The 20,733-nt window shown below is 67.7% G+C and carries 20 protein-coding genes; 5 read left to right on the top strand and 15 right to left on the bottom strand.

Annotation, left to right across the window (positions count from 1 at the left end):
- Nucleotides 1–13 precede the first annotated feature (13 nt).
- The 13 genes from ACNI65_RS02375 to ACNI65_RS02315 all read right to left on the bottom strand — a co-directional run bounded on the left by ACNI65_RS02375 (nucleotide 14) and on the right by ACNI65_RS02315 (nucleotide 12,739).
- Nucleotides 14–370 carry a DUF4845 domain-containing protein gene (locus tag ACNI65_RS02375; RefSeq protein WP_416760948.1) on the bottom strand — a complete coding sequence of 119 codons (357 nt, stop codon included), beginning with the start codon at nucleotides 368–370 and terminating at the stop codon, nucleotides 14–16.
- Between the two features lie 70 nt (nucleotides 371–440).
- Nucleotides 441–1,412, bottom strand: coding sequence for a signal peptidase I (gene lepB / locus ACNI65_RS02370; protein WP_416760947.1), 972 nt, complete (start codon nucleotides 1,410–1,412; stop codon nucleotides 441–443).
- Nucleotides 1,413–1,429: 17 nt separating this feature from the next.
- On the bottom strand, nucleotides 1,430–3,238 hold the full coding sequence (gene lepA, locus ACNI65_RS02365) for a translation elongation factor 4 (RefSeq protein WP_416760946.1): 1,809 nt from the start codon (nucleotides 3,236–3,238) through the stop codon (nucleotides 1,430–1,432).
- 540 nt (nucleotides 3,239–3,778) lie between these two features.
- Nucleotides 3,779–5,272, bottom strand: coding sequence for a DegQ family serine endoprotease (locus ACNI65_RS02360; protein ID WP_416763551.1), 1,494 nt, complete (start codon nucleotides 5,270–5,272; stop codon nucleotides 3,779–3,781).
- A gap of 106 nt (nucleotides 5,273–5,378) precedes the next feature.
- Nucleotides 5,379–5,897, bottom strand: coding sequence for a hypothetical protein (locus tag ACNI65_RS02355; protein WP_416760945.1), 519 nt, complete (start codon nucleotides 5,895–5,897; stop codon nucleotides 5,379–5,381).
- 29 nt (nucleotides 5,898–5,926) lie between these two features.
- On the bottom strand, nucleotides 5,927–7,174 hold the full coding sequence (gene fabF / locus ACNI65_RS02350; protein ID WP_416760944.1) for a beta-ketoacyl-ACP synthase II: 1,248 nt from the start codon (nucleotides 7,172–7,174) through the stop codon (nucleotides 5,927–5,929).
- A gap of 9 nt (nucleotides 7,175–7,183) precedes the next feature.
- Nucleotides 7,184–7,423 carry an acyl carrier protein gene (gene acpP, locus ACNI65_RS02345; protein ID WP_058936430.1) on the bottom strand — a complete coding sequence of 80 codons (240 nt, stop codon included), beginning with the start codon at nucleotides 7,421–7,423 and terminating at the stop codon, nucleotides 7,184–7,186.
- A gap of 186 nt (nucleotides 7,424–7,609) precedes the next feature.
- A complete protein-coding gene (gene fabG, locus ACNI65_RS02340; RefSeq protein ID WP_416760943.1) occupies nucleotides 7,610–8,347 on the bottom strand; it encodes a 3-oxoacyl-ACP reductase FabG in 738 nt (245 codons plus the stop codon).
- A gap of 38 nt (nucleotides 8,348–8,385) precedes the next feature.
- Nucleotides 8,386–9,327: an ACP S-malonyltransferase gene (gene fabD / locus ACNI65_RS02335; RefSeq protein ID WP_416760942.1), complete on the bottom strand. Its 942-nt coding sequence runs from the start codon at nucleotides 9,325–9,327 to the stop codon at nucleotides 8,386–8,388.
- A 136-nt stretch (nucleotides 9,328–9,463) separates the two neighbouring features.
- On the bottom strand, nucleotides 9,464–10,453 hold the full coding sequence (locus ACNI65_RS02330; protein ID WP_416760940.1) for a beta-ketoacyl-ACP synthase III: 990 nt from the start codon (nucleotides 10,451–10,453) through the stop codon (nucleotides 9,464–9,466).
- The gene (plsX, locus tag ACNI65_RS02325; RefSeq protein WP_416760938.1) at nucleotides 10,450–11,583 is read right to left on the bottom strand and encodes a phosphate acyltransferase PlsX; all 1,134 of its coding nucleotides are present in this window, start codon (nucleotides 11,581–11,583) and stop codon (nucleotides 10,450–10,452) included. Before plsX ends, ACNI65_RS02330 begins: the two co-directional genes overlap by 4 nt.
- A gap of 198 nt (nucleotides 11,584–11,781) precedes the next feature.
- A complete protein-coding gene (gene rpmF, locus ACNI65_RS02320; RefSeq protein WP_067065736.1) occupies nucleotides 11,782–11,967 on the bottom strand; it encodes a 50S ribosomal protein L32 in 186 nt (61 codons plus the stop codon).
- Between the two features lie 211 nt (nucleotides 11,968–12,178).
- Nucleotides 12,179–12,739 carry a YceD family protein gene (locus ACNI65_RS02315; RefSeq protein ID WP_416760937.1) on the bottom strand — a complete coding sequence of 187 codons (561 nt, stop codon included), beginning with the start codon at nucleotides 12,737–12,739 and terminating at the stop codon, nucleotides 12,179–12,181.
- Nucleotides 12,740–12,789: 50 nt separating this feature from the next.
- Here ACNI65_RS02315 and ACNI65_RS02310 point away from each other — a divergent pair, with 50 nt between their 5' ends.
- Nucleotides 12,790–13,410, top strand: a complete 621-nt coding sequence (locus tag ACNI65_RS02310) for a Maf family nucleotide pyrophosphatase (protein ID WP_416760936.1) — start codon at nucleotides 12,790–12,792, stop codon at nucleotides 13,408–13,410.
- 57 nt (nucleotides 13,411–13,467) lie between these two features.
- The gene (locus ACNI65_RS02305) at nucleotides 13,468–14,259 is read left to right on the top strand and encodes an SAM-dependent methyltransferase (RefSeq protein ID WP_416760935.1); all 792 of its coding nucleotides are present in this window, start codon (nucleotides 13,468–13,470) and stop codon (nucleotides 14,257–14,259) included.
- A gap of 75 nt (nucleotides 14,260–14,334) precedes the next feature.
- On the opposite strand, the gene ACNI65_RS02300 is transcribed toward ACNI65_RS02305, so the two are convergent.
- Together ACNI65_RS02300 and ACNI65_RS02295 are read right to left on the bottom strand one after the other, a co-directional pair.
- A complete protein-coding gene (locus tag ACNI65_RS02300; RefSeq protein WP_416760934.1) occupies nucleotides 14,335–15,897 on the bottom strand; it encodes a DEAD/DEAH box helicase in 1,563 nt (520 codons plus the stop codon).
- Nucleotides 15,898–16,018: 121 nt separating this feature from the next.
- Entirely contained in the window at nucleotides 16,019–17,143 is a 1,125-nt protein-coding gene (locus ACNI65_RS02295; protein WP_416760933.1) for an MraY family glycosyltransferase, read from the bottom strand.
- Between the two features lie 143 nt (nucleotides 17,144–17,286).
- Here ACNI65_RS02295 and ACNI65_RS02290 point away from each other — a divergent pair, with 143 nt between their 5' ends.
- From ACNI65_RS02290 to ACNI65_RS02280, 3 genes are read left to right on the top strand one after another with little or no spacing between them, the layout of a single operon-like run.
- Nucleotides 17,287–19,326: an SLBB domain-containing protein gene (locus ACNI65_RS02290; RefSeq protein ID WP_416760932.1), complete on the top strand. Its 2,040-nt coding sequence runs from the start codon at nucleotides 17,287–17,289 to the stop codon at nucleotides 19,324–19,326.
- 17 nt (nucleotides 19,327–19,343) lie between these two features.
- Nucleotides 19,344–20,462, top strand: coding sequence for a GumC family protein (locus tag ACNI65_RS02285; RefSeq protein ID WP_416760930.1), 1,119 nt, complete (start codon nucleotides 19,344–19,346; stop codon nucleotides 20,460–20,462).
- Between the two features lie 46 nt (nucleotides 20,463–20,508).
- Nucleotides 20,509–20,733 (top strand): acyl carrier protein, encoded by a 225-nt coding sequence (locus ACNI65_RS02280; protein ID WP_088386292.1) that lies wholly within the window; start codon nucleotides 20,509–20,511, stop codon nucleotides 20,731–20,733.

The following is a 20,733-nucleotide window of genomic DNA, read 5'->3' as shown; positions in this document are numbered from 1 at the left end:
TGGAAGAAGCGCGTCAGTGCGACTCGCCTTTGTACTTGATGAGCAGGAAGGCCGGTCCGAACAGGGGGACTTCCTTGTCGTACGCGAAGCTGACCTTCACCTTGTCATCGACCTTGGTGATGATCAAGTCCTTCGCCTCGACGCTGACGATCGAGTATTCGATGTCCTTGGTCCGCTGGAAGGATTCACGCGCGGACGCCACCGTCGGCGGATTGTCGCGGGCGATCTTGTCGATGGCCTTCTGGATCGTGTAGTACTCCATCACGGTCGGCACCACGCGCAGCAGGATCACCGTCCCGCCGCCGATGATCACCCCCCAGAACAGCAGGCCCAGCAGGCTGATGCCCCGTTGAATCTTCCGTGCCCTCATCACGTGTCGCTCCGCTTAATGTCGTTCGAACAGAGTAGTCGATCCGCCGCCGGTCGTCGGTCAGCCGGTGTTACTGGATGCCGCCGACGCGCTTGATGTTGCCGAAGTTCATCCAGACCACGAACGCGCGGCCCACGATGTTCTCATCCGGCACGAAGCCCCAGAAGCGCGAATCCTGCGAGTTGTCGCGGTTGTCGCCCATCATGAAGTAATGGCCGGCCGGCACCTTGCAGGTCACGCCTTCCAGCGTGTACTTGCAGTTCTCGTTGTACGGGAAGTCGTACATCTTGTTGATCCGCGTCGCCGCGCTGGTATCGACCAGGATCTGGTGCTCCACGGCGCCCAGCTTCTCGGTGAAGCGCGGACGGAAGCGCATCGAGTTCGGATCCTCGTCGAAGAACTCGCCCTGCGAGGTCGTCTCGACCGGCTTGCCGTTGAGGTACAGCTTCTGGTTCAGGTAGGCGATCTCGTCGCCGGGCAGGCCCACGGCACGCTTGATGTAGTCGACGCTCGGGTTCTGCGGGTAACGGAACACCACCACGTCGCCACGCTGGACGTCGTTGTTGCTGATGATCTTCTTGTTGATCACCGGCAGCCGGATCCCGTAGTGGTACTTGTTCACCAGGATCAGGTCGCCGATCAGCAGCGTGGGCACCATCGAGCCGGACGGGATCTTGAAGGGCTCGAACATGAACGAGCGCAGCAGGAAGACGATCAGGATCACCGGGAACAGCCCGGCGGTCCAGTCCAGCCACCAGGGCTGGCGCAGGATCTCCTCGCGGGCCCCCTCCACGTCGCCGTCCACGCGCTGGATGCCCTGCGCGGCGAGCGAGGCGCGGCGCTTGGCGTCGCTGTCCGTGAGGTGGTCGGCCGCGCGGGCGCGCGCCGGCTGGAAATGGAAGCGCTCGGCCAGCCAGTAGCACAGCGTCACCGTCGTCAGGATCAGCAGCAGCAGCGAGAAATTGCCGTTCCAGTAACCCTGGAACCAGCCGCCCAGGTAGACGATCAGGGTCGCGTACAGCAACCCGGTCAATGCGCTCATGGCTTTCATGCGGAGACTTATTCTTCGACTTGGAGGATGGCCAGGAAGGCTTCTTGCGGCACCTCCACCGAACCGATTTGCTTCATGCGCTTCTTGCCGGCCTTCTGCTTCTCCAGCAGCTTGCGCTTGCGGGTGATGTCACCGCCGTAGCATTTTGCCAGCACGTTCTTGCGCAGCGCCTTGATGTTCTCCCGCGAGATGATGTTCGCGCCGATCGCGGCCTGGATGGCCACGTCGTACATCTGGCGCGGGATGATTTCGCGCATCTTCGCCGCGACCTGTCGGCCGCGGAACTGCGATTGCGCCCGGTGCACGATCAGCGACAGCGCGTCGATGCGGTCACCGTTGATCAGCATGTCGACCTTCACGACGTCCGACGCGCGGTATTCCTTGAACTCGTAGTCCATGGACGCGTAACCGCGCGAGACCGACTTCAGCTTGTCGAAGAAGTCCAGCACGATCTCGGCCAGCGGGATCTCGTAGGTCAGCATGACTTGACGGCCGTGGTAGGCCATGTTGAGCTGCACGCCACGCTTCTGGTTGGCCAGCGTCATCACCGCGCCGACGTACTCCTGCGGCATGTACAGATGCACCGTCACGATGGGCTCGCGGATCTCGGCGATCTTGCTCTGCTCGGGCATCTTGGACGGGTTCTCGACCTCGATCACCTCGCCGTCGCCCAGCTGCACCTCGTACACCACGCTCGGCGCGGTCGTGATCAGGTCCTGGTCGAACTCGCGCTCCAGCCGCTCCTGCACGATCTCCATGTGCAGCAGGCCCAGGAAACCGCAGCGGAAGCCGAAGCCCAGCGCCTGCGAGACTTCCGGCTCGAAGCGCAGCGACGCGTCGTTGAGCTTGAGCTTCTCCAGCGCGTCACGCAGCGAGTCGTACTCGCTGGCCTCGGTCGGGTACAGACCGGCGAAGACCTGAGGCTGGATCTCCTTGAAGCCGGGCAGCGCCTCGCTGGCCGGGCCCAGGTTGTTGGGCAGCTTCTTTTCCAGCGTGATGGTGTCGCCCACCTTCGACGCCGCCAGTTCCTTGATGCCGGCGATGATGAAACCCACCTCGCCCGCGTTGAGCTGGTCGCGCTTCTCCGATTTCGGGGTGAACACGCCCAGGTGTTCCGCCGGATAGACCGCATCGGTCGCCATCATCCGGATGCGCTCGCCCTTCTTCAGCGTGCCGTCGACCACGCGCACCAGCATCACGACGCCCACGTAGTTGTCGAACCACGAGTCGATGATCATCGCGCGCAGCGGCGCGTCGACCACGCCCTTGGGCGGCGGCATGCGGGTGATGACGGCCTCGAGGATCTCGTCGATGCCCATGCCGGTCTTGGCCGAGCACGGGATCGCGTCGGTGGCGTCGATGCCGATGACTTCCTCGATCTCCGCCTTCGCGCCGTCGGGGTTGGCCGAGGGCAGGTCCATCTTGTTCAGGACCGGCACGACCTCCACGCCCAGCTCCAGCGCGGTGTAGCAGTTCGCGACGGTCTGCGCCTCCACGCCCTGGCTGGCATCGACCACCAGCAGCGCGCCCTCGCACGCCGACAGCGAGCGGCTGACTTCATACGAGAAGTCCACGTGCCCGGGGGTGTCGATCAGGTTGAGGTTGTAGACCTGGCCATCGCGCGCCTTGTACTGCAGCGCCGCGGTCTGGGCCTTGATCGTGATGCCGCGCTCACGCTCGATGTCCATCGAGTCCAGCACCTGCGCCTCCATCTCCCGATCCGACAGCCCGCCGCAGCGTTGGATGATCCGGTCGGCCAGCGTGCTCTTGCCGTGGTCGATGTGGGCAATGATGGAGAAGTTGCGGATGTGGTTCATGGACTCGGACGGAGACCGCGGACTCGCCCGCCACGTCAGCGGCGCTCGAGCGGAGCGCGCTGAGACTCGCTGTGGACGGTCGATCGAGGCGGTGATGCACGGTCCTTCTCAGGACCTGATCGGGACATAAAAAAAAGGCACGTCGAAACGGTGACGCGCCTTCCAACAAAACGTATGGCAACTGCTTGTTGGGCTTTCATTGTAGCCAAAAGCCCCGCCCTGGAAACCGCATGGACGCGAGCTTCTCGGGCGTTGCCCTTCGCCAACAGCGATTTTGTGCACAGCTTATCCACAAAACTTGAGGACATCCTGTGGATCGCCGAGCCCATCAAAATGGAGCCTTCCGATTCACCGTCGGAACAGCGACAAAGCTGGCCGAACGCGGGCTGATTGTAGCGGAGCGGGGCACCAATCCCCCACCTTGGTCACAACCGTGAGCAAGCACCAACCGACGGCCATTCGTGAGACGCATCACAAAATCATCACGTCGTTTCCGCATTGCGGAAAGTCCCAGGCCGGCGATGGGTTGAGCCCCGCGCGTCAGCCCTTGCCCGGCTTGAGCACGACGTAGGTTGCGACCTCACCCCGGCGAACCAGCATCTGCAGCGACTTGCCCTTCTCGAGCTTGGCCAGCGCCGCCTGGAACTGCTTGACGGTCTTCACCTCGGTGTTGTTCGCCGACAGGATGATGTCGCCGGGCTTCAGGCCCGCGCGGGCGGCCGGTCCGTCGACGGTGTCGATGCGCAGGCCACCGTCCACCTTGAGGTCCTTGCGCTGGCCTTCGGTCAGCTCGCTGACCGTCAGGCCCCAGGCCTGAGCGCCGGTCGCGGCCGGTGCCTCGGCTTCCGGGGTCGCCGGCGCGCGGTCGTCGGGCAGCGCGTCCAGCGTCGCCACCAGGTCCTTGTAGGCGCCGCGGCGGAACACCTGCAGCGGCACCTTGGTGCCGGGCTTGGTGTCGGCGGCCAGGCGGCGCAGGTCGACGGCCTTGTCGACAGTCTTGCCGTTGAACTTGGTGATCACATCGCCGAGCTGCAGGCCCGCCTTCTCGCCGGGACCGCCCGGGGTGATGCGACTGATCAGCGCGCCTTGCGGCTTGCCCAGGCCGATGGCCTCGGCCACGTCCTTGCTGACGTCGTCCGGGTAGACGCCCAGCATGCCGCGCGTCACACGGCCACTGGCGCGAAGCTGGTCCGCCACGCGCATGGCCTCGTCGATCGGGATCGCGAACGAGATCCCCATGAAGCCGCCCGACTGGCTGTAGATCTGGGAGTTGATGCCGACCACCTCGCCGCGCAAGTTCAGCAGCGGTCCGCCGGAATTGCCCGGGTTGATCGCCACGTCGGTCTGGATCAGCGGCAGCAGGTCGCCGGTGTCGCGAGCCTTGGCGCTGACGATCCCGGCGGTCACGGTGTTGTCGAAACCGAAGGGCGAGCCGATGGCCATCACCCATTCGCCGACCTTGAGCCGGCTCACGTCGCCCATGCGCAGTTGCGGCAGGCCGGTGGCCTCGATCTTCAGCACGGCGACGTCGGTGCGGCGGTCCAGCCCCACCACCTTCGCCTTGAACTCGCGCTTGTCGGTCAACGTGACCATCACCTCGTCGGCATCGTCGACGACATGCGCGTTGGTCATCACGTAGCCGTCCGCGGCGATCACGAAGCCCGACCCCAGACCGCGACGTTGCGGCGCATCGTCGTCCTCGTCGTCATCAGGGGCCGGCGTCGGCGCGGGCGTCGCTCCGGGCGGCGTGCGGCGCTGCGGCGGCACGGGAATGCCATAGCGGCGCAGCAGCTCGCGGAGCTGGTCGTCGATCTGCACATTGCCGGCCTTGACCTTCTCCGAGGTCCGTATGTTCACCACGGCCGGTCCGGCCTGTTCCACCAGGGCGCTGAAATCGGGCAGCGCGCGCGCGAGCTCCGGCGCGGCCACCGGCACCGATCCCGCCGTCGGCGCGGGCACCTTCGTGGCGGGTGCGGCCGGTGCGGCTGGAGCAGCCTGCGCGGCCTGGGCGGCAGCACCCAGCGACGCGCCCATCAGCGTGGCGCCGGCGAGTGCCAGCACGAGTCGACGAGGAGAGCAGGAACGAACGGAATAGGGCATGAACACTCGCAGGTGGCGATGCAGGAACGGAAGGCCCACATCATGCCCGGATTTCGCCGGACACAGGGCGCGCCTCCCGCGCTAGAAAGAGGTGCTGTCGAAGCGGCGTCCACGACGCGCCGAGCGCGCGGCGCGACACCGCGACCCAGACGGTCCGTGGCCGACGCGCACCCGGCTTGACCGGTGCCGGATCGCGCCTTGGTCGCAGCCGCAACAGCATCCACTGCTCGACGTCGATGAAGACGTCCGGCGAGATGGCAATCGGCTCGCCCGCGCGTTGCCACCACCATTGCGCGCCATCCCAGCGCAGCACGGCCGCTTCACGCGCGCGCAGGGGCCATGAGGCCGCCGCGACCGCGGCCAGCCCCGTCAACGCCAACGCCGCGAGCGCTCCGGCATCAGGCAGGTCCCCCATGCCGAGCGCCCGTACAGCACCCCACCCGGCCGCGGTCAGGCCCGCGGCCAGCAGCGCGCGTTGCGCGCGTTCCCACACGGTTTCGAACGGCAATGAAAAACGCCGGGCAACAGCCCGGCGTGATGTCGATCGGTTCGGCGTCATGGATCGCCGTCCGGTTCGAGCGTCGCGGATCAGATCCGCTTGAAGATCAGCGTGCCGTTCGTGCCGCCGAAACCGAAGTTGTTCTTCGCGGCGTACTCGATCGGCATCTTCCGCGCCTCGTTGGCGCAGTAGTCCAGGTCGCAGGCGGGATCCTGGTTGAAGATGTTGATCGTCGGCGGAGCGACCTGATCGTGGATCGCCTTGACGGTGAAGACGGACTCGATGCCGCCCGCGCCGCCCAGCAGGTGGCCGGTCATCGACTTGGTCGACGACACCACCAGCCCGGCCTTGGCGTAATCGCCGAATGCCTGCTTGATCGCGTTGGTCTCGTTGGCGTCGCCCAGCGGCGTCGACGTCCCATGCGCGTTCATGTACTGGATCTGGTCCGCGTTCAGCCCGGCGTTGCGCAGCGCGTTGCGCATCGAGCGCGTCGGGCCGTCCACGTCGGGCGCGGTCATGTGATACGCGTCGGCGCTCATGCCGAAGCCGACCAGTTCCGCGTAGATCTTGGCGCCGCGCTGCTTCGCGTGCTCGTATTCCTCGAGCACCAGCACGCCGGCGCCCTCGCCCAGCACGAAACCGTCGCGATCCTTGTCCCAGGGGCGGGACGCGGTCTTGGGGTCATCGTTGCGGGTCGACAGCGCGCGGGCCGCGGCGAAACCGCCGACGCCCAGCGGGGACACCGTCGATTCCGCGCCGCCGGCGACCATGACGTCGGCGTCGCCCGCCTCGATCATGCGGCCGGCCTGGCCGATGCTGTGAAGACCGGTCGTGCACGCCGTCACGATCGCCAGGTTCGGGCCCTTGAACCCGCACTGGATCGAGACGTGACCGGAGATCATGTTGATGATCGACGCCGGCACGAAGAACGGACTGATGCGGCGGGGGCCGCGATTGGTCAGTTCGGCATGCGTTTCCTCGATCATCGGCAGACCGCCGATGCCCGAACCGACGAGCACGCCGATGCGTTCCGCCAGTTCCGGGCTCAGCGCGTCGCCGGTGGGCAGCCCCGCGTCGCGGATCGCCTGCAGGGAGGCGGCCAGCCCGTAATGGATGAAGGTATCCATGTGCCGGGCTTCCTTCGCGGGGATGTAGTCATCCACCTTGAAGTCCTTGACCTCGCCCGCGAAGTGGCAGGCCAGCACGCTGGCATCGAAACGGGTGATGGTGTCGATGCCGGACTTCCCAGCCACGATGTTGGCCCAGCCCTGCTCGACCGTGTTGCCCACGGGCGAGATCAGGCCGAGTCCGGTGACGACGACGCGACGACGGCTCATGCTGCTTGCTTACGCCTTCTGGTGCTTGACCGCGTAGTCGATCGCCAGTTGAACGGTGGTGATCTTCTCGGCTTCTTCGTCGGGGATCTCGATGCCGAACTCGTCTTCGAGGGCCATCACCAGTTCCACGGTGTCCAGAGAATCAGCGCCCAGATCGGCGACGAAGGCCTTTTCATTGGTCACATCGGCTTCGGGCACGCCGAGTTGCTCGGCGATGATTTTCTTGACACGTGCTTCGATATCGCTCATGACTCCTCCAGGAGGGGGTGGTTTGCTAGAACAACCCGGGATTCTAAGGCCTTAGAGTGGCGCCCCTAGTCGGACCTCCCGAGACGCGCCCTTCACGAGGGAATTGGCGCGCGCTCGCACTCTATCAGCCCTACACCGGCCGGGTGAATCCGGTGGGTGGCCCGCCCGAGAGGGGCGGCGTCCACCTCAATTCATGTACATGCCGCCATTGACGTGGAGCTCCACGCCGGTGATGTAGCTGGCCTCGGGCGACGCCAGGAACGCCACGGCATGGGCGATTTCCGCCGGGTCGCCCAGGCGGCCCGCGGGGATCTGGGCCAGCAGCGCGGCCTTCTGCGCCTCGGGCAGGACCTCGGTCATGTCGGTGGCGATGAAGCCCGGGGCGACGCAGTTGACGGTGATCGCGCGGCTGCCCAACTCCCTGGCCATGGCACGCGTCATGCCCGCCACGCCGGCCTTGGCCGCCGCGTAGTTGGCCTGCCCCGCGTTGCCCGACGCGCCCACCACCGAGGTGATGTTGATGATGCGGCCGAAGCGCTGCTTCATCATCGGACGCATGACCGCGCGGCTGGCGCGGAACACGGCCTTCAGGTTCGTGTCCAGGACCGCGTCCCAGTCCTCGTCCTTGAGCCGCATGGACAACATGTCCTTCGTGATGCCGGCGTTGTTGACCAGGACATGCAGGCCGCCGTCCTGCTTGACGATGGCGTCGATCAGCGCGTCGACGGCCGCGCCGTCATTGACGTTGAGCACCGCGCCGCGGCCGCCGTGCGGGGCCAGCGCCTCGGTGATGGACTGCGCGCCGGACTCGCTGGTCGCGGTGCCGATCACGGCGAAGCCCTTCTGGGCCAGCGTCAGCGCGATCGCGCGGCCGATGCCGCGGCTGGCGCCAGTCACCAGCGCCACTTGCTTGTTGTCGGACATGGGAACCTCGGGAACGAATCGGTGAACGGTGGAGGGAGTCAGGCCAGCAGCGCCTTGGCCTCGACCAGCGAGGCCGGGTCCAGCACGGTGGCGCTGGCCAGTTCGGCGTCGATGCGCTTGGCCATGCCGGCCAGCACCTTGCCGGGGCCGCATTCGATGACCGTGGTCAGGCCGCGGGCCTTGAGCGCCTGCACGACCTCGACCCAGCGCACCGGGCCGAAGGCCTGGCGGAAGAGCGCGTCGCGCAGCGCCTCGACGTCATCGGTCACGGCGACGTCGATGTTGTTGATCACCGGGAACGCGGCGGCCTGGAACGAGACCGCGGCGAGCTTCTCACGCAGGCGATCCGCGGCGGGCTTCATCAGGCTGGAGTGGAACGGCGCCGACACCGGCAGCGGCAGCGCGCGCTTGGCGCCCGCGGCCTTGAGCGCCTCGTTGGCCTTCTCGACGCCCGCCTTGGAACCGGCGATCACGGTCTGCTTCGGATCGTTGAAGTTGACGGCCTCGACGACCTCACCGGTCTCGGCGGCAACCTGCTGGCAGACCTGGCGCACCACGGCGGCGTCCAGGCCCAGGATGGCGGACATGGCGCCGGTGCCCACGGGCACCGCTTCCTGCATCGCCTGCGCGCGGAAGCGCACCAGCGGCAGCGCGTCGGCCAGGCTCAGCGCGCCGGCGGCCACCAGTGCCGTGTACTCGCCCAGCGAATGACCGGCTGCGGCGGTCGGCACCAGGCCGGTCTCGGCGATCCAGGCGCGGTAATTGGCGATGCCGGCGGTCAGCATCACGGGCTGGGTGTTGGTGGTCAGGTCCAGTTGGTCCTTGGGCCCGTTCTTGATCAGCGCGCCGATGTCCTCGCCCAGCGCGGCGGAGGCCTCGGCCAGCGTGCGGACAACTTCCGGGTGGTCGCCCCAGGCGTCCAGCATGCCCACCGATTGCGAGCCCTGGCCGGGGAAGACGAAAGCGAAGTTCTTGCTCATGGTTCGAGTCCGAGACTATCTATGAGGAGAAAGAAGCCGGCATGACGGCTGCGCGGCGCCTGGCCGCGGGCAGCGTCGCCCAGCCCTGCCTGCGCGGCCCCGTTCGACGACGGGACCGGCGTCCAGGCGCGATCGATCAGTAATCCAGCAGCACCGCGCCCCAGGTGAAGCCGCCGCCGACGCCTTCCAGCATCACCGTGTCGCCGCGCTGGATCTTGCCGGCGCGCACGGCGACGTCGAAAGCCAGCGGGATCGAGGCGGCGGAGGTGTTGCCGTGCTCGTCGACGGTCGCGATCAGCTTGTCCAGGGGCATCTTCAGCTTCTTGGCCGTGCCCTGCATGATCCGGATGTTGGCCTGATGCGGGATCAGCCAGTCGATGTCGGCGTCGGTGCGGCCGGCCTTGTCCAGGACGGATCTCGCGACCTTCTCCAGCACGCCCACGGCGAGCTTGAACACGGCCTGGCCGTCCATCTTGAGCAGCGGGTGGCCGAGCACCTCGCCGCCGGAGACAGTGCCCGGGGTGCAGAGGATGTCGGCATGGCGGCCATCGGCGTGCAGCTCGGTGGCCAGGATGCCGGCCTCGTCGCTGGCGCCCAGCACGACCGCGCCGGCGCCGTCGCCGAACAGCACGCAGGTGGTGCGGTCCTTGAAGTCGAGGATGCGCGAGAACACTTCCGCGCCGACCACCAGCGCCTTGGTCGCGGCACCGGACTTGATCATCGAGTCCGCCACCGTCAGCGCGTAGACGAAGCCCGAGCACACGGCCTGCACGTCGAACGCCGCGCAGCCGTGGATGCCCAGCTTCTGCTGAAGCAGGCAGGCGGTGGACGGGAAGACCATGTCCGGCGTGGACGTGGCGACGATGATCAGGTCGATCTCGTCGGCGCGCACGCCGGCGGATTCGAGTGCGGCCAGCGACGCGGGCAGCGCGAGGTCGCTGGAGGTGACGTGCGCATCGGCGAAATGCCGGGCGTGGATGCCGGTGCGCTCGACGATCCAGTCATGCGAGGTTTCAATCCCGTCGCGGGCCAGGCGTTCGGCCAGGGCCGAGTTGGTGACGCGATTGGCGGGCAGGTAGCTGCCCGTACCGAGGATGCGGGCGAAGCGCTTGGAAGCAGTGGTCATGCAGCGTGGACGGCGGTAGCCGCCTTGTCTCCTGCATCGCCGCCCTCCTCATTGGCAGGCGCTGGGAGCGCCTGCAGCGTCGCGACGATGCGATCGTGAACCCGGTCTAGGAGCCGGTTGCGGGCCGCATCATACGCCCGGTTCAACGCCTGCTCGAAAGCGAAGGCATCGGCCGATCCATGGCTCTTGAACACCAGCCCGCGCAGTCCCAGCAAGGCCGCGCCATTGAACCGGCGATGGTCCACGCGGTTCTTGAAACGCTGCAGCACCGGCATCGCGAGCAGCGCCACGAGCTTGGTCCAGGGGGTGCGCGTGAACTCCGTGCGGATGAAGCTGGAGATCATGCTGGCCAGCCCTTCGGCGGTTTTTAGCGCCACGTTGCCGACAAATCCGTCGCAAACGACGACGTCCGTCGTGCCCTTGAAGATGTCATTGCCCTCCACGTTGCCGTGGAAGTTGAGCTGGTCATGGGCGGCGACCTCGCGCAGCAGTTCGCCGGCGCGCTTGATCGTCTCGTTGCCCTTGATCATCTCCTCGCCGATGTTGAGCAGGCCGACGCTGGGGTTGTCCTTGCCGTCGACGGCCGACACCAGCGCGCTGCCCATCACGGCGAACTGCAGCAGGTGCTCCGGTCCGCAGTCGACGTTGGCGCCCAGGTCCAGCACCGTCGTGAAGCCGCCGATCTGGTTGGGCATCACCGTGGCGATGGCCGGGCGATCGATGCCGTCCAGCGTCTTGAGCAGGTACTTGGCCACCGCCATCAGCGCGCCGGTGTTGCCGGCGGACACGCAGGCCTGGGCCAGCGCCGGCGAGCCGTCCTTGCCCGGCTTGAGCTGCGAGATCGCCACGCGCATCGAGGAATCCTTCTTGCGGCGCAGCGCGACCTCGATCGGGTCGTCCATGCTGACGACCTCGCTGGCCGGCACGACACGCACGCGAGGCCACGAGGCGGCCTCCTGGAGCGTGTCGGGCAGGCCGACCAGCACGAGTTCCGCCTGCGGATGCGCGGCGAGGAAGGCCTTGCAGGCCGGGAGCGTGACGGACGGGCCGTGGTCGCCGCCCATGCAGTCCACCGCCAGGCGGAGCGGCTCGGCGGAAGGCGATGAGCGGGTGGCGGGAATTGCGGTCATCGAAACCTGAGAAGAATCACCGGTCGGAGGTGTGACTGTAGCGACCTCGCAAGAAGCGTGCGCGACAGGGGAACCCTTCCGGAAGAAGGACCGGAAATGCGAAAGCCCGGCCACGCATGAGGCGGAACCGGGCTTTTCTTGCTTGTGGGACCAGGCGGAGGGCCTTGCGGCGCCGTCCGGACCGGCTGATCAGATCGATCAGGCGGCGTCGGCCTTGGTCTTCAGGACCTTGCGGCCACGATAGAAGCCGTTGGGGCTGATGTGGTGACGCAGGTGCACTTCACCGGTGGTCGGCTCGATCGCGGTGCCCGGGGTGACCAGGGCATTGTGCGAGCGGTGCATGCCACGCTTGGAAGGGGACTTCTTGTTTTGCTGAACGGCCATGATTGATTCTCCTAAAGGCTTCGGCTGGCTTCGGTGGTTCGAGGCTTGCTCGGGCTCTCGAGAGAACTCGAGCTGTGCCGCGGATCCCACGAGGATGCTCCGCTACCGACGCCTCGGTCCCGGCGCGGCGCCCACATGGACGCGTATTTCTAGCCGGGAAAGCCGGAAACTATAGCACAGCGACTGCTCAACGGGCAAACCCTTGCGGCGTTCAAGCCTTGCCGCCGCCCTTCTTCAAGGCCGCGAGCGCGGCGAACGGGTTCGGCCGCTCCTCGGCGGGGGCCTCGTCCTCCTCGTCGTTGGCATGCGGCAACGGCTCGGGGCATTCGTCGTGGCGCGGCACCACGGGCAGCGCCAGCAGCAGCTCGTCCTCGACCAGCTCGCGCAGGTCCAGGTGGCGCGGCAGCGCCAGCACGTCGTCGTCGGAGTCCATGTCCAGGTTGGCCGCCTGGTCCTCGTCCTTGACGAAGCGGAACCAGCGCGACACCGCCAGGTCCTCGCGCACCGGCTTGAGGCAACGCTGGCAGGTCAGCGAGACCTGCGCGCCGGCGGACAGCTCCAGCCAGATCTGCGGCTCGCCGCCCTTGGGCGTGCGCAGCTCACCGTGCGCGGACCAGGTGACAGCAGGCCACTGGGCGGGATCGGACTCGGGCGCGGCGGCCTCGGCCAGGCGCGGCAGGCTGGTGGCGGGCCACTCGCCCTCGAGCACGGCCCCTTCGCGGGCCAGGACTCCGACATCAAGCTTCAATGGATCGAACGAACGCGGTTTCATGGGGCGCAAGTGTACGAGTCGCCTCCGTCCCGATGGGAGAATCCCGCGCCATGACCACCCCTTCCCGGCCCGACCCCGCGATCCGTCCGTTGATCCTGGGCTCCACGTCGCGCTACCGGCGCGAGCTGCTGGAGCGCCTGCGCCTGCCGTTCGAGACCGCGGCCCCGGACGTCGACGAGACCCCGCATCCGGGCGAGACCCCCGAGGCCCTCGCCCGCCGCTTGGCGATGGCCAAGGCGCGCGCTGTGGCGGCCCGCTTCCCGCAGGCGCTGGTGATCGGCTCGGACCAGGTCGCCGACCTGGACGGCCAGCCCATCGGCAAGCCCGGCACGCATGAACGTGCCGTCGAGCAGCTGCGGGCGATGCGCGGCCGCACCGTCGTGTTCCAGACCGCGCTGGCGGTCGTGTGTCAGGCCAGCGGATTCGCCGCAGAAGACCTTGCCCCCGTGCGCGTGCGCCTCCGCGATCTGAGCGACGCCGACATCGAGCGCTACCTGCGCGCCGAGCAGCCCTATGACTGCGCCGGCAGCGCCAAGGCCGAAGGCCTGGGTATCGCGCTGCTCGCGTCAATCGAGTCCGATGACCCGACCGCGCTCATCGGCCTGCCGCTGATCCGCACCGCCGAGCTGCTGCGCCAGGGTGGGCTGGACGTGCTGTGCCAGCTCGGCTGAGCGCCCTCCCCGCGCTCGCCCCACCCCATTCCCCCTCTCTGACTTCACCGACATCCGATGACCCGCGGCCGCCTCTTCCTCGTTCCCAACACCCTGGACTTCGGCATGGACGGCCAGGAGGTCGACCTGCGCGAGGTCCTGCCCGACGCCGTGATCGCGCGCGCCGCGGCGATCACGCATTGGGCGGCGGAGAACGCCAAGACCACGCGGGCCTTCCTCAAGCGCGTGGGCGCGATCCATCCGCTGGCGGTCGCGCTGCAGGAGCAGCGCATCGTGGAACTGCCGCGCCCGCCCAAGGGCCGCGGCCCGGCCGCGGGGGCGGCGATCAGTTCATCGAGTGAGGAGAAGCAGTGGCTGGCGCTGCTGGACCCGGCGATGGCGGGACACGACATCGGCCTGATCTCCGAGGCGGGCATGCCCGCGATCGCGGATCCCGGCGCCAAGCTGGTCGCCGCGGCGCACGCGGCCAAGGTCCAGGTCGTGCCGCTGACGGGGCCGAGCTCGCTGCTGATGGCGCTCGCCGCCAGCGGGCTGAACGGGCAGAGCTTCGCGTTCATCGGCTATCTGCCGCTGGAGGCCGCGGAACGCACCGCGCGGATCAAGGCGCTGGAGAACTTCTCGGCGCGCGAGCAGCAGACGCAGCTGATGATCGAGACGCCCTATCGCAACGGCGCGCTGCTGCAGGCGCTGCTGGGGGCGCTCAGGCCCGGCACGCTGCTGTCGGTGAGCTGCGGGCTGAGCCTGAAGGACGCGTGGACGCACACGGCCACGGTCGAGCAGTGGCGCCAGGCGCCGAAGGCGCTGCCGGACAAGGTGCCGGCGGTGTTCGCCTTGCTCGGGATCCGCTGACCTCGCACGAGCCCTCACCCCCACCCTCTCCCGCTTCGCGGGCGAGGGAGTCCGGGCCAGGCGCGTGTGCCGCGGTCAGGATTCGCTGTCGGCCGTGACCGGCGGCTTCTTGGCGCCGAACAGCGCGGCCACCTTCTTCTTGGGCTTGATGTTGGACGACAGGCCGCCGCGCGGCGTCTGGCCCGTGCCCTTTTCCCACGACGGCACCTCGGCGCGATCGCCGGCCTCGTAGGGCTTGTCGAACAGCGGGTCGTACGCGGCTTGGCGCTGCGGCGCGCGGGCCGGCGGCTGCGAGCCATAGGCCTCGTCGCGACGATCCTCGCGCTCGCGACGGAACTCGCGGCGCTCGCCGCCCTCGCCCTCGCCTCGGCCGCCGCGATCACCACGGTCGCCACGGTCGCCACGATCACCCCGGTCGGAGCGCTCGCCGCGCGGGCCACGATCGCCACGGTCGCCATCGAACCGGCGGCGCTCGCCCTCGATCTCGATCGGCTCCAGGTCCAGCTTGCGCTTGATCAGCTTCTCGATCTCGCCGACCAGGCGCGCATCGGCCCGGGTGACCAGCGTGAAGGCCAGCCCCGAGGCGCCGGCGCGGCCGGTCCGGCCGATGCGGTGCACGTAGTCCTCGGCGTTGAAGGGCACGTCGAAGTTGAAGACGGCCGGCAGGTCGGCGATGTCCAGGCCGCGGGCGGCCACGTCGGTGGCGACCAGCAGCTCGACCTCGCCGCGCTTGAACGCGTCCAGCGATTTCAGGCGCTCGTCCTGCGACTTGTCGCCGTGCAGCGCGGCGGTCTTCAGGCCGTCACGCTCGAAGGCGCGGGCCAGGCGCGCGGCGCCCAGCTTGGAATTCACGAACACGATCGACTGCTTGATCTCGCGCTGGCGCAGCAGCTGCTTGATCGCGGCGCGCTTGTCGTCGTCGTCGACGCTGAAGAAGCGCTGCTCGACGGTGGACGCCGTGGCGTTCGGGCGCGCGACCTCCACCAGCTCGGGCTCCTGCAGGTAGCTCTGCGCGAGCTTCTTGATCTCGGGCGAGAAGGTCGCCGAGAACAGCAGCGTCTGACGCGTCTTGGGCAGGTAGCTCAGGATGCGCTGCAGGTCGGGCAGGAAGCCGATGTCCAGCATCCGGTCCGCCTCGTCCAGCACCACGTACTCGACGTGGTTGAGCACCGCGTTCTTGGCCTCGATGTGGTCCAGCAGACGGCCCGGGGTGGCGATCAGCACCTCCACGCCGCCCTTGAGCTGCAGCGTCTGGGGCTTCATGTCGACGCCGCCGAAGACACAGGCCACGCGCAGGTTGGTGTGCTTGGCGTAGGCCTTGACGTTGTTGGCGACCTGGTCGGCCAGCTCACGGGTGGGGGCCAGCACGAGCGCGCGCACCGGATGCCGGGCAGGCGACATCGACGAGTTCTCGTGCTTGAGCATGCGCTGCAGCAGCGGGATCGAGAACGCGGCGGTCTTGCCGGTGCCGGTCTGGGCGGCGCCCATCACATCGCGGCCGGCGAGGACGATCGGGATCGCCTTGGCCTGGATGGGCGTCATCGTCGCGTAGCCCTGGTCGGCCACGGCACGCAGCAGCTTCTGGTCCAGCGGCAGCGTGTCGAAACGGGGGCTTGGCGTCGGGGTGGTGTCGGTCATGGGCGCGGATTATCCTCCATGGCCCCGGAATCCCCGGGAAACCACGGATCGCACGCGTGCCGGACCGCATGGAGGCGGTCGTCGGCGCGTGTCGGGAAGCGACGTCGGAGCGTCGCGAGGGTCAGGAGGTCGAGCGGTCGGTCAGCTTGCGCTGGTCGCCGCGGAAGACCATCCACTTCGGGGTGCGGAAACGCACGATGCGCCAGTACAGCGCCACGTAGGCGACCCCGAACAACAGCATGCAGGCCGCGATCATCGGCGTGGAGTCCCAGAACAGCAGCGCCGGCGCCAGCGAGGTGATGCACAGCGTCCACAGGTAGGGCGCGGTCATCGAGTTGCGGCGCGTCATCTGGCGCGCGTCGCGGGCGCCAATCGCCCAGCGCATCAACCGGCGGTAGATCAGCGAATGCAGATGGATGCCGTCCGGGTCGCCCGGGCTGGTGTTGCGCAGGAAGCGGCGGCGGTAGATGGAGAAGACGGTCTCGAAGACCGGGTAGATGCAGACCATCAGCGCGAACAGCGGCGATACCTGCGGGTGGCGATGGATCAGCAGGATGCCGATCTCCGCCAGGTAGAAGCCCATGAAGTACGCGCCGCCGTCGCCCAGGAAGATCAGGCCCGCGGGGTAGTTCCAGACGAAGAAGCCGAGGATCGCGCCCACGCCGGCCAGGGCCCAGAGCGCGAGTTCGGTGTCGCCGACCTGGTAGGAGACGTAAGCCAGGGTCAGCAGCATGAGGCTCACGCACATCGAGGACAGGCCGTTGAAGCCGTCGATGATGTTGACCGAGTTGGCCACGCCGGCCACGACGAAGACCGTGATCAGCACGGCGCCGACGGTGGTCCCGACGATGAAGTCCAGGCCGGGGATGTCGGTGCGGGTGATCATGGCCTGCAGCAGCCAGCAGCCCAGCCCGGCGGAGACCGCCGTGGCGATCAGGCGCTCGCGCGGGGAGACCTTCTTGGTGAAGTCCTCGATCAGTCCGGCGCCGAAGGCTGGCAGTCCAGCCAGCAGCAGCAGCAGGCCGGTCTTGGCCTGGGGGTGCTTGAGGAACCAGGCCAGCGCGACCATGCCCACCAACCCGATGAAGATGCCCACGCCACCGATGCGCGGCACCGGTCTCGCGTGGAACTTCTGCGGACCGGACAGGTCGTGGTCGGCGGACAGATGCCCGTGCACGGTGGACGAGTGCACGACGTACAAGGTGATCGCCGCCGCCAGCGCGAACGGGATGAGCAAATACAACATGGGCGGCAGTGTAACGATCGGCTTCGGGCTCATGGCGGTTTTGGCGCCACAGCGCTGCCATAGAATGCCGCGCTGGTCGATCCGTCACGCCTTGTTTCGAGGCGGCGCTGATGCGGCCAGGTACATCTGAGACGAGATCACGCATGGAACTTCGCGCCCAACGCGCCCTTTCGCCGGTGTCGACGACTCGCGCACGCCGACCTCTCCATAAGCCCGCGCTGGCGCTGTTGACGGCCTGCCTGATGGCGCTGCCGGCCTTCGCGCAGGTGAGTTCGACCGGGCAAGGCTCGACGGAGTCCGGCAACGAGATCTCCGGACCGATCCGCCTGAACTCGACCACGCGCGCGATGCAGGACACGAGCGCAGCCTCGCAGCAAGCTCAGCAAGCTCAGCAAGCCGCGATGAGCCGCGCGCCCAAGTACGTGCCGGGCGAGTTCGAGATCTACGTCAACAAGCTGCTGGGCATCGACCTGACCGATCCCGGGACGCTGGAACAGCTGCGTCGCTCGGAGATCAGCGCGGTCGACGTGAACGCGGTGAGCCAGACCCAGACCAACGCAGCGGGCAAATCGGCCTCGGTCTCGGCGGACAACATCGTGCGCCGGCTGGGCGCGGACCTGATGCTCGACGGCCGCATGGGCATCGACACCGAAGGCCCGCGTCAGGCCTCTGCCGACTATCTGATCGGCATCGGTGACGAGATCCAGCTGACGGCCTGGGGATCGATCGACGCCGACCTGCGCCTGACGGTGGACCGCGCCGGCCGGGTGACCATCCCGCGCGTGGGCCCGGTGCTGGTCGCCGGCGTGCGTTACGGCGACCTCAACGAGGTCGTGCGCGCGCGCATCGGCCAGGTGTTCAAGAACTTCCAGGTCAGCACCTCGCTGGGCAAGCTGCGCACGATCCGCATCTATGTCACCGGCTTCACCTCGAAGCCGGGCGCGTACTCGGTGAGCGGCCTGGCCACCATCGTCAACGGCCTGATCCGCGCCGGCGGGCCGTCCGCCGCGGGCAGCTTCCGCCAGATCGAATTGCGCCGCAACGGCCAAGTCGTCTCCACCTTCGACGCCTATGACCTGCTGCTCAAGGGCGACAAGGCGAGCGACCGCGCGCTGCAGGCGGAGGACGTGCTGCACATCGGCCCGATCGGCCCGCAGGTGGCGGTGCTGGGCAGCGTGAACAAGCAGTCCATCCTCGAGCTCAAGCCCGGCGAGACGCTGGACGACGTGCTGGCGATGTCGGGCGGCTTCAGCGCCGTGGCCGACCGCTCGCGCGTGTCGATCGAGCAGCTGAGCGACCGCAATGACCGCCGCGTGCGCGAGCTGCAGCTGCCCGCGCAGTTGAAGACGATCGCCAGCAATGGCGACGTGATCCGTGCGTTCAGCAGCGTCAACACGGCGCTGCCGGTGGGCAAGCAGTTCAAGCGCGTGACGGTGGAGGGCGAAGTGGCCCGCCCCGGCGAATACGTGCTGCCGCCGACGAGCACGCTGCAGGACGCCATCGCGGCGGCCGGCGGCCTGACCTCGCAGGCGTATGTCTTCGGCACCGACTTCTCGCGCGAGAGCGTTCGCCAGTCCCAACAGGAGAACTACGAACGGGCCCTGCGCGACCTGGAGACGGAGTTCACCAAGTACGCCAGCACGCAGCGCGCGACGACGGCCGACGAAGCGGCGGGCAATGCCCAGCGCGCCGCCGGCTCCGAGCGCCTGGTGGCGCGACTGCGCGCCGTGCGTCCGACCGGACGCGTGGTGTTGCAACTCGAGTCCGATACCCGTCAACTGCCGAGCTTGACCGTGGAGGATGGCGACCGCCTGCTGATCCCGGCGAGGCCCACGACGGTGGGCGTCTTCGGCAGCGTGTTCAACGCGGGCAGCTTCCTGCTTTCGAACAACGCCTCGGTGGACGATGTCATGAAGCTGGCCGGCGGCCCGACCCGCGGTGCCGATGCCAGCGGCGCCTTCGTCATCCGCGCAAACGGCACGGTCGTGAGCGCGCGTCAGACGAGCAGCGGCTGGCTGGGCTATGGCTCCAACCTGGCCGGACTGCAGGCGCTGCCGGGTGACACGGTCTTCGTGCCGGAGCAGATGAACAAGTCGACGTTCATCCAGGACGCGAAGGACTGGACGCAGATCCTGGCCAACTTCGGCCTGGGCATCGCCGCGCTGCAGACCATCAAGAACTGACGTCCGGAAAGCCCATCTTGAACAGCATTTCCTCGATGACCTCGCCCGCAGCCGCCGTCCAGGACGACGACGAGGTCGGCGCCCTCCTGGCCCCGCTCGTGAGGTCCTGGCGCACCCTGGCCGTCTCGACCGTGGTGGCTGGCGCCCTCACCCTCGGCGCCACCTTCCTGATCGCTCCGACCTTCACCGCCAAGGCCTCCTTCCTGCCGCCTCAGCAGCAGCAGAGCAATGCCGCCGCGGCACTCGCCTCGTTGGGCGCTCTGGCGTCGCTGGCGGGCAATTCGGGCGCGATCAAGAGTCCGGCCGACCAGTACATCTCCCTGATGACCAGCGTGACCGTGAGCGACCGCGTCATCGATCAGTTCAAGCTGATGGACGTGTACGAAGCGAAGCTGCGCTCCTCCGCCCGCAAGACCCTGGAAGACCGCGTGCGCATCCAGACCGGCAAGAAGGACGGGATGATCTACATCGAGGTGGATGATCACGACCCCGAGCGCGCGGCGGCGATCGCCAATCGGTACATCGATGAACTGCGCCGGATGACGAGCAGCCTGGCGCTCACCGAAGCGTCTCAGCGCCGCGCCTTCTTCGAGACACAGCTCAAGCAGACCCGTGATCGACTGACGCTTGCTCAGCAAGCCCTGCAAGGCAGCGGCTTCAGCTCGGCGGACCTGCGTTCCGAGCCACGGGCCGCGGCGGAGGGCTACGCGAAGCTCAAGGCCGAACAGACCGCGGCGGAAATCCGCCTGCGCACGATGCGCACCTCGCTGGCGGACAACGCCCCGGAAGTGCAGCGCGCCAAGGCGACGCTCGAGGCGCTGGGGGCGCAGGTGGCCAAGCTGGAAGATGCCACCGCGGGTCGTCCGCAAGGCGACGGCTACGTGAGCAAGTATCGGGACTACAAGTACGAGGAAGCGCTGTTCGAGATCTTCGCGCGGCAGTTCGAGCTCGCGAAGTCCGACGAAAGCCGCGAAGGCACGCTGATCCAGGTGATCGACCCCGCTCAGCCGCCCGATCGCAAGTCCAAGCCTCGTCGCCTGATGACGGCGATCGGTGGCGCCGTGGCCGGTCTCTTCGCCTCAATGATCATCGTCGTCGTCGCTGCACGTCGCAGGGCACGCCGCGAAACGATCTGATCCACCGTCCTTGACGGACATTCAATCCTCTTACCTCCGCAGTTCCATGGAAGACCAACTCCGCACCGCCTTCGCCGACGCACTCGGCACCACGCCGGACCAGATCACCGACGCGACCACCTACTCGGAGTTTCCCAACTGGGATTCGGTGGCCCACATGGCGCTGATCGCCGCCATCGAGGAATCCTTCGACATCATGATCGACGCCGAAGACGTGATCGACATGAGCAGCTTCGCCAAGGCGAAGCAGATCGTCGCCAAGTACCTCTGA

It is taken from the genome of Roseateles sp. So40a, assembly GCF_048081605.1.
Classification (GTDB): domain Bacteria; phylum Pseudomonadota; class Gammaproteobacteria; order Burkholderiales; family Burkholderiaceae_C; genus Roseateles.
Note: the sequence above shows the minus strand (reverse complement) of the source record. Positions and strands in the feature narration are given on the sequence as shown.

Bases quoted from the DNA above. Each gene is read 5' to 3' on its own strand.
- ACNI65_RS02375 (WP_416760948.1), bottom strand. From the start codon at position 370: ATGAGGGCACGGAAGATTCAACGGGGCATCAGCCTGCTGGGCCTGCTG.
- lepB (WP_416760947.1), bottom strand. From the start codon at position 1,412: ATGAGCGCATTGACCGGGTTGCTGTACGCGACCCTGATCGTCTACCTG.
- lepA (WP_416760946.1), bottom strand. From the start codon at position 3,238: ATGAACCACATCCGCAACTTCTCCATCATTGCCCACATCGACCACGGC.
- ACNI65_RS02360 (WP_416763551.1), bottom strand. From the start codon at position 5,272: ATGGGCGCGTCGCTGGGTGCTGCCGCCCAGGCCGCGCAGGCTGCTCCA.
- ACNI65_RS02355 (WP_416760945.1), bottom strand. From the start codon at position 5,897: ATGACGCCGAACCGATCGACATCACGCCGGGCTGTTGCCCGGCGTTTT.
- fabF (WP_416760944.1), bottom strand. From the start codon at position 7,174: ATGAGCCGTCGTCGCGTCGTCGTCACCGGACTCGGCCTGATCTCGCCC.
- acpP (WP_058936430.1), bottom strand. From the start codon at position 7,423: ATGAGCGATATCGAAGCACGTGTCAAGAAAATCATCGCCGAGCAACTC.
- fabG (WP_416760943.1), bottom strand. From the start codon at position 8,347: ATGTCCGACAACAAGCAAGTGGCGCTGGTGACTGGCGCCAGCCGCGGC.
- fabD (WP_416760942.1), bottom strand. From the start codon at position 9,327: ATGAGCAAGAACTTCGCTTTCGTCTTCCCCGGCCAGGGCTCGCAATCG.
- ACNI65_RS02330 (WP_416760940.1), bottom strand. From the start codon at position 10,453: ATGACCACTGCTTCCAAGCGCTTCGCCCGCATCCTCGGTACGGGCAGC.
- plsX (WP_416760938.1), bottom strand. From the start codon at position 11,583: ATGACCGCAATTCCCGCCACCCGCTCATCGCCTTCCGCCGAGCCGCTC.
- rpmF (WP_067065736.1), bottom strand. From the start codon at position 11,967: ATGGCCGTTCAGCAAAACAAGAAGTCCCCTTCCAAGCGTGGCATGCAC.
- ACNI65_RS02315 (WP_416760937.1), bottom strand. From the start codon at position 12,739: ATGAAACCGCGTTCGTTCGATCCATTGAAGCTTGATGTCGGAGTCCTG.
- ACNI65_RS02310 (WP_416760936.1), top strand. From the start codon at position 12,790: ATGACCACCCCTTCCCGGCCCGACCCCGCGATCCGTCCGTTGATCCTG.
- ACNI65_RS02305 (WP_416760935.1), top strand. From the start codon at position 13,468: ATGACCCGCGGCCGCCTCTTCCTCGTTCCCAACACCCTGGACTTCGGC.
- ACNI65_RS02300 (WP_416760934.1), bottom strand. From the start codon at position 15,897: ATGACCGACACCACCCCGACGCCAAGCCCCCGTTTCGACACGCTGCCG.
- ACNI65_RS02295 (WP_416760933.1), bottom strand. From the start codon at position 17,143: ATGTTGTATTTGCTCATCCCGTTCGCGCTGGCGGCGGCGATCACCTTG.
- ACNI65_RS02290 (WP_416760932.1), top strand. From the start codon at position 17,287: ATGGAACTTCGCGCCCAACGCGCCCTTTCGCCGGTGTCGACGACTCGC.
- ACNI65_RS02280 (WP_088386292.1), top strand. From the start codon at position 20,509: ATGGAAGACCAACTCCGCACCGCCTTCGCCGACGCACTCGGCACCACG.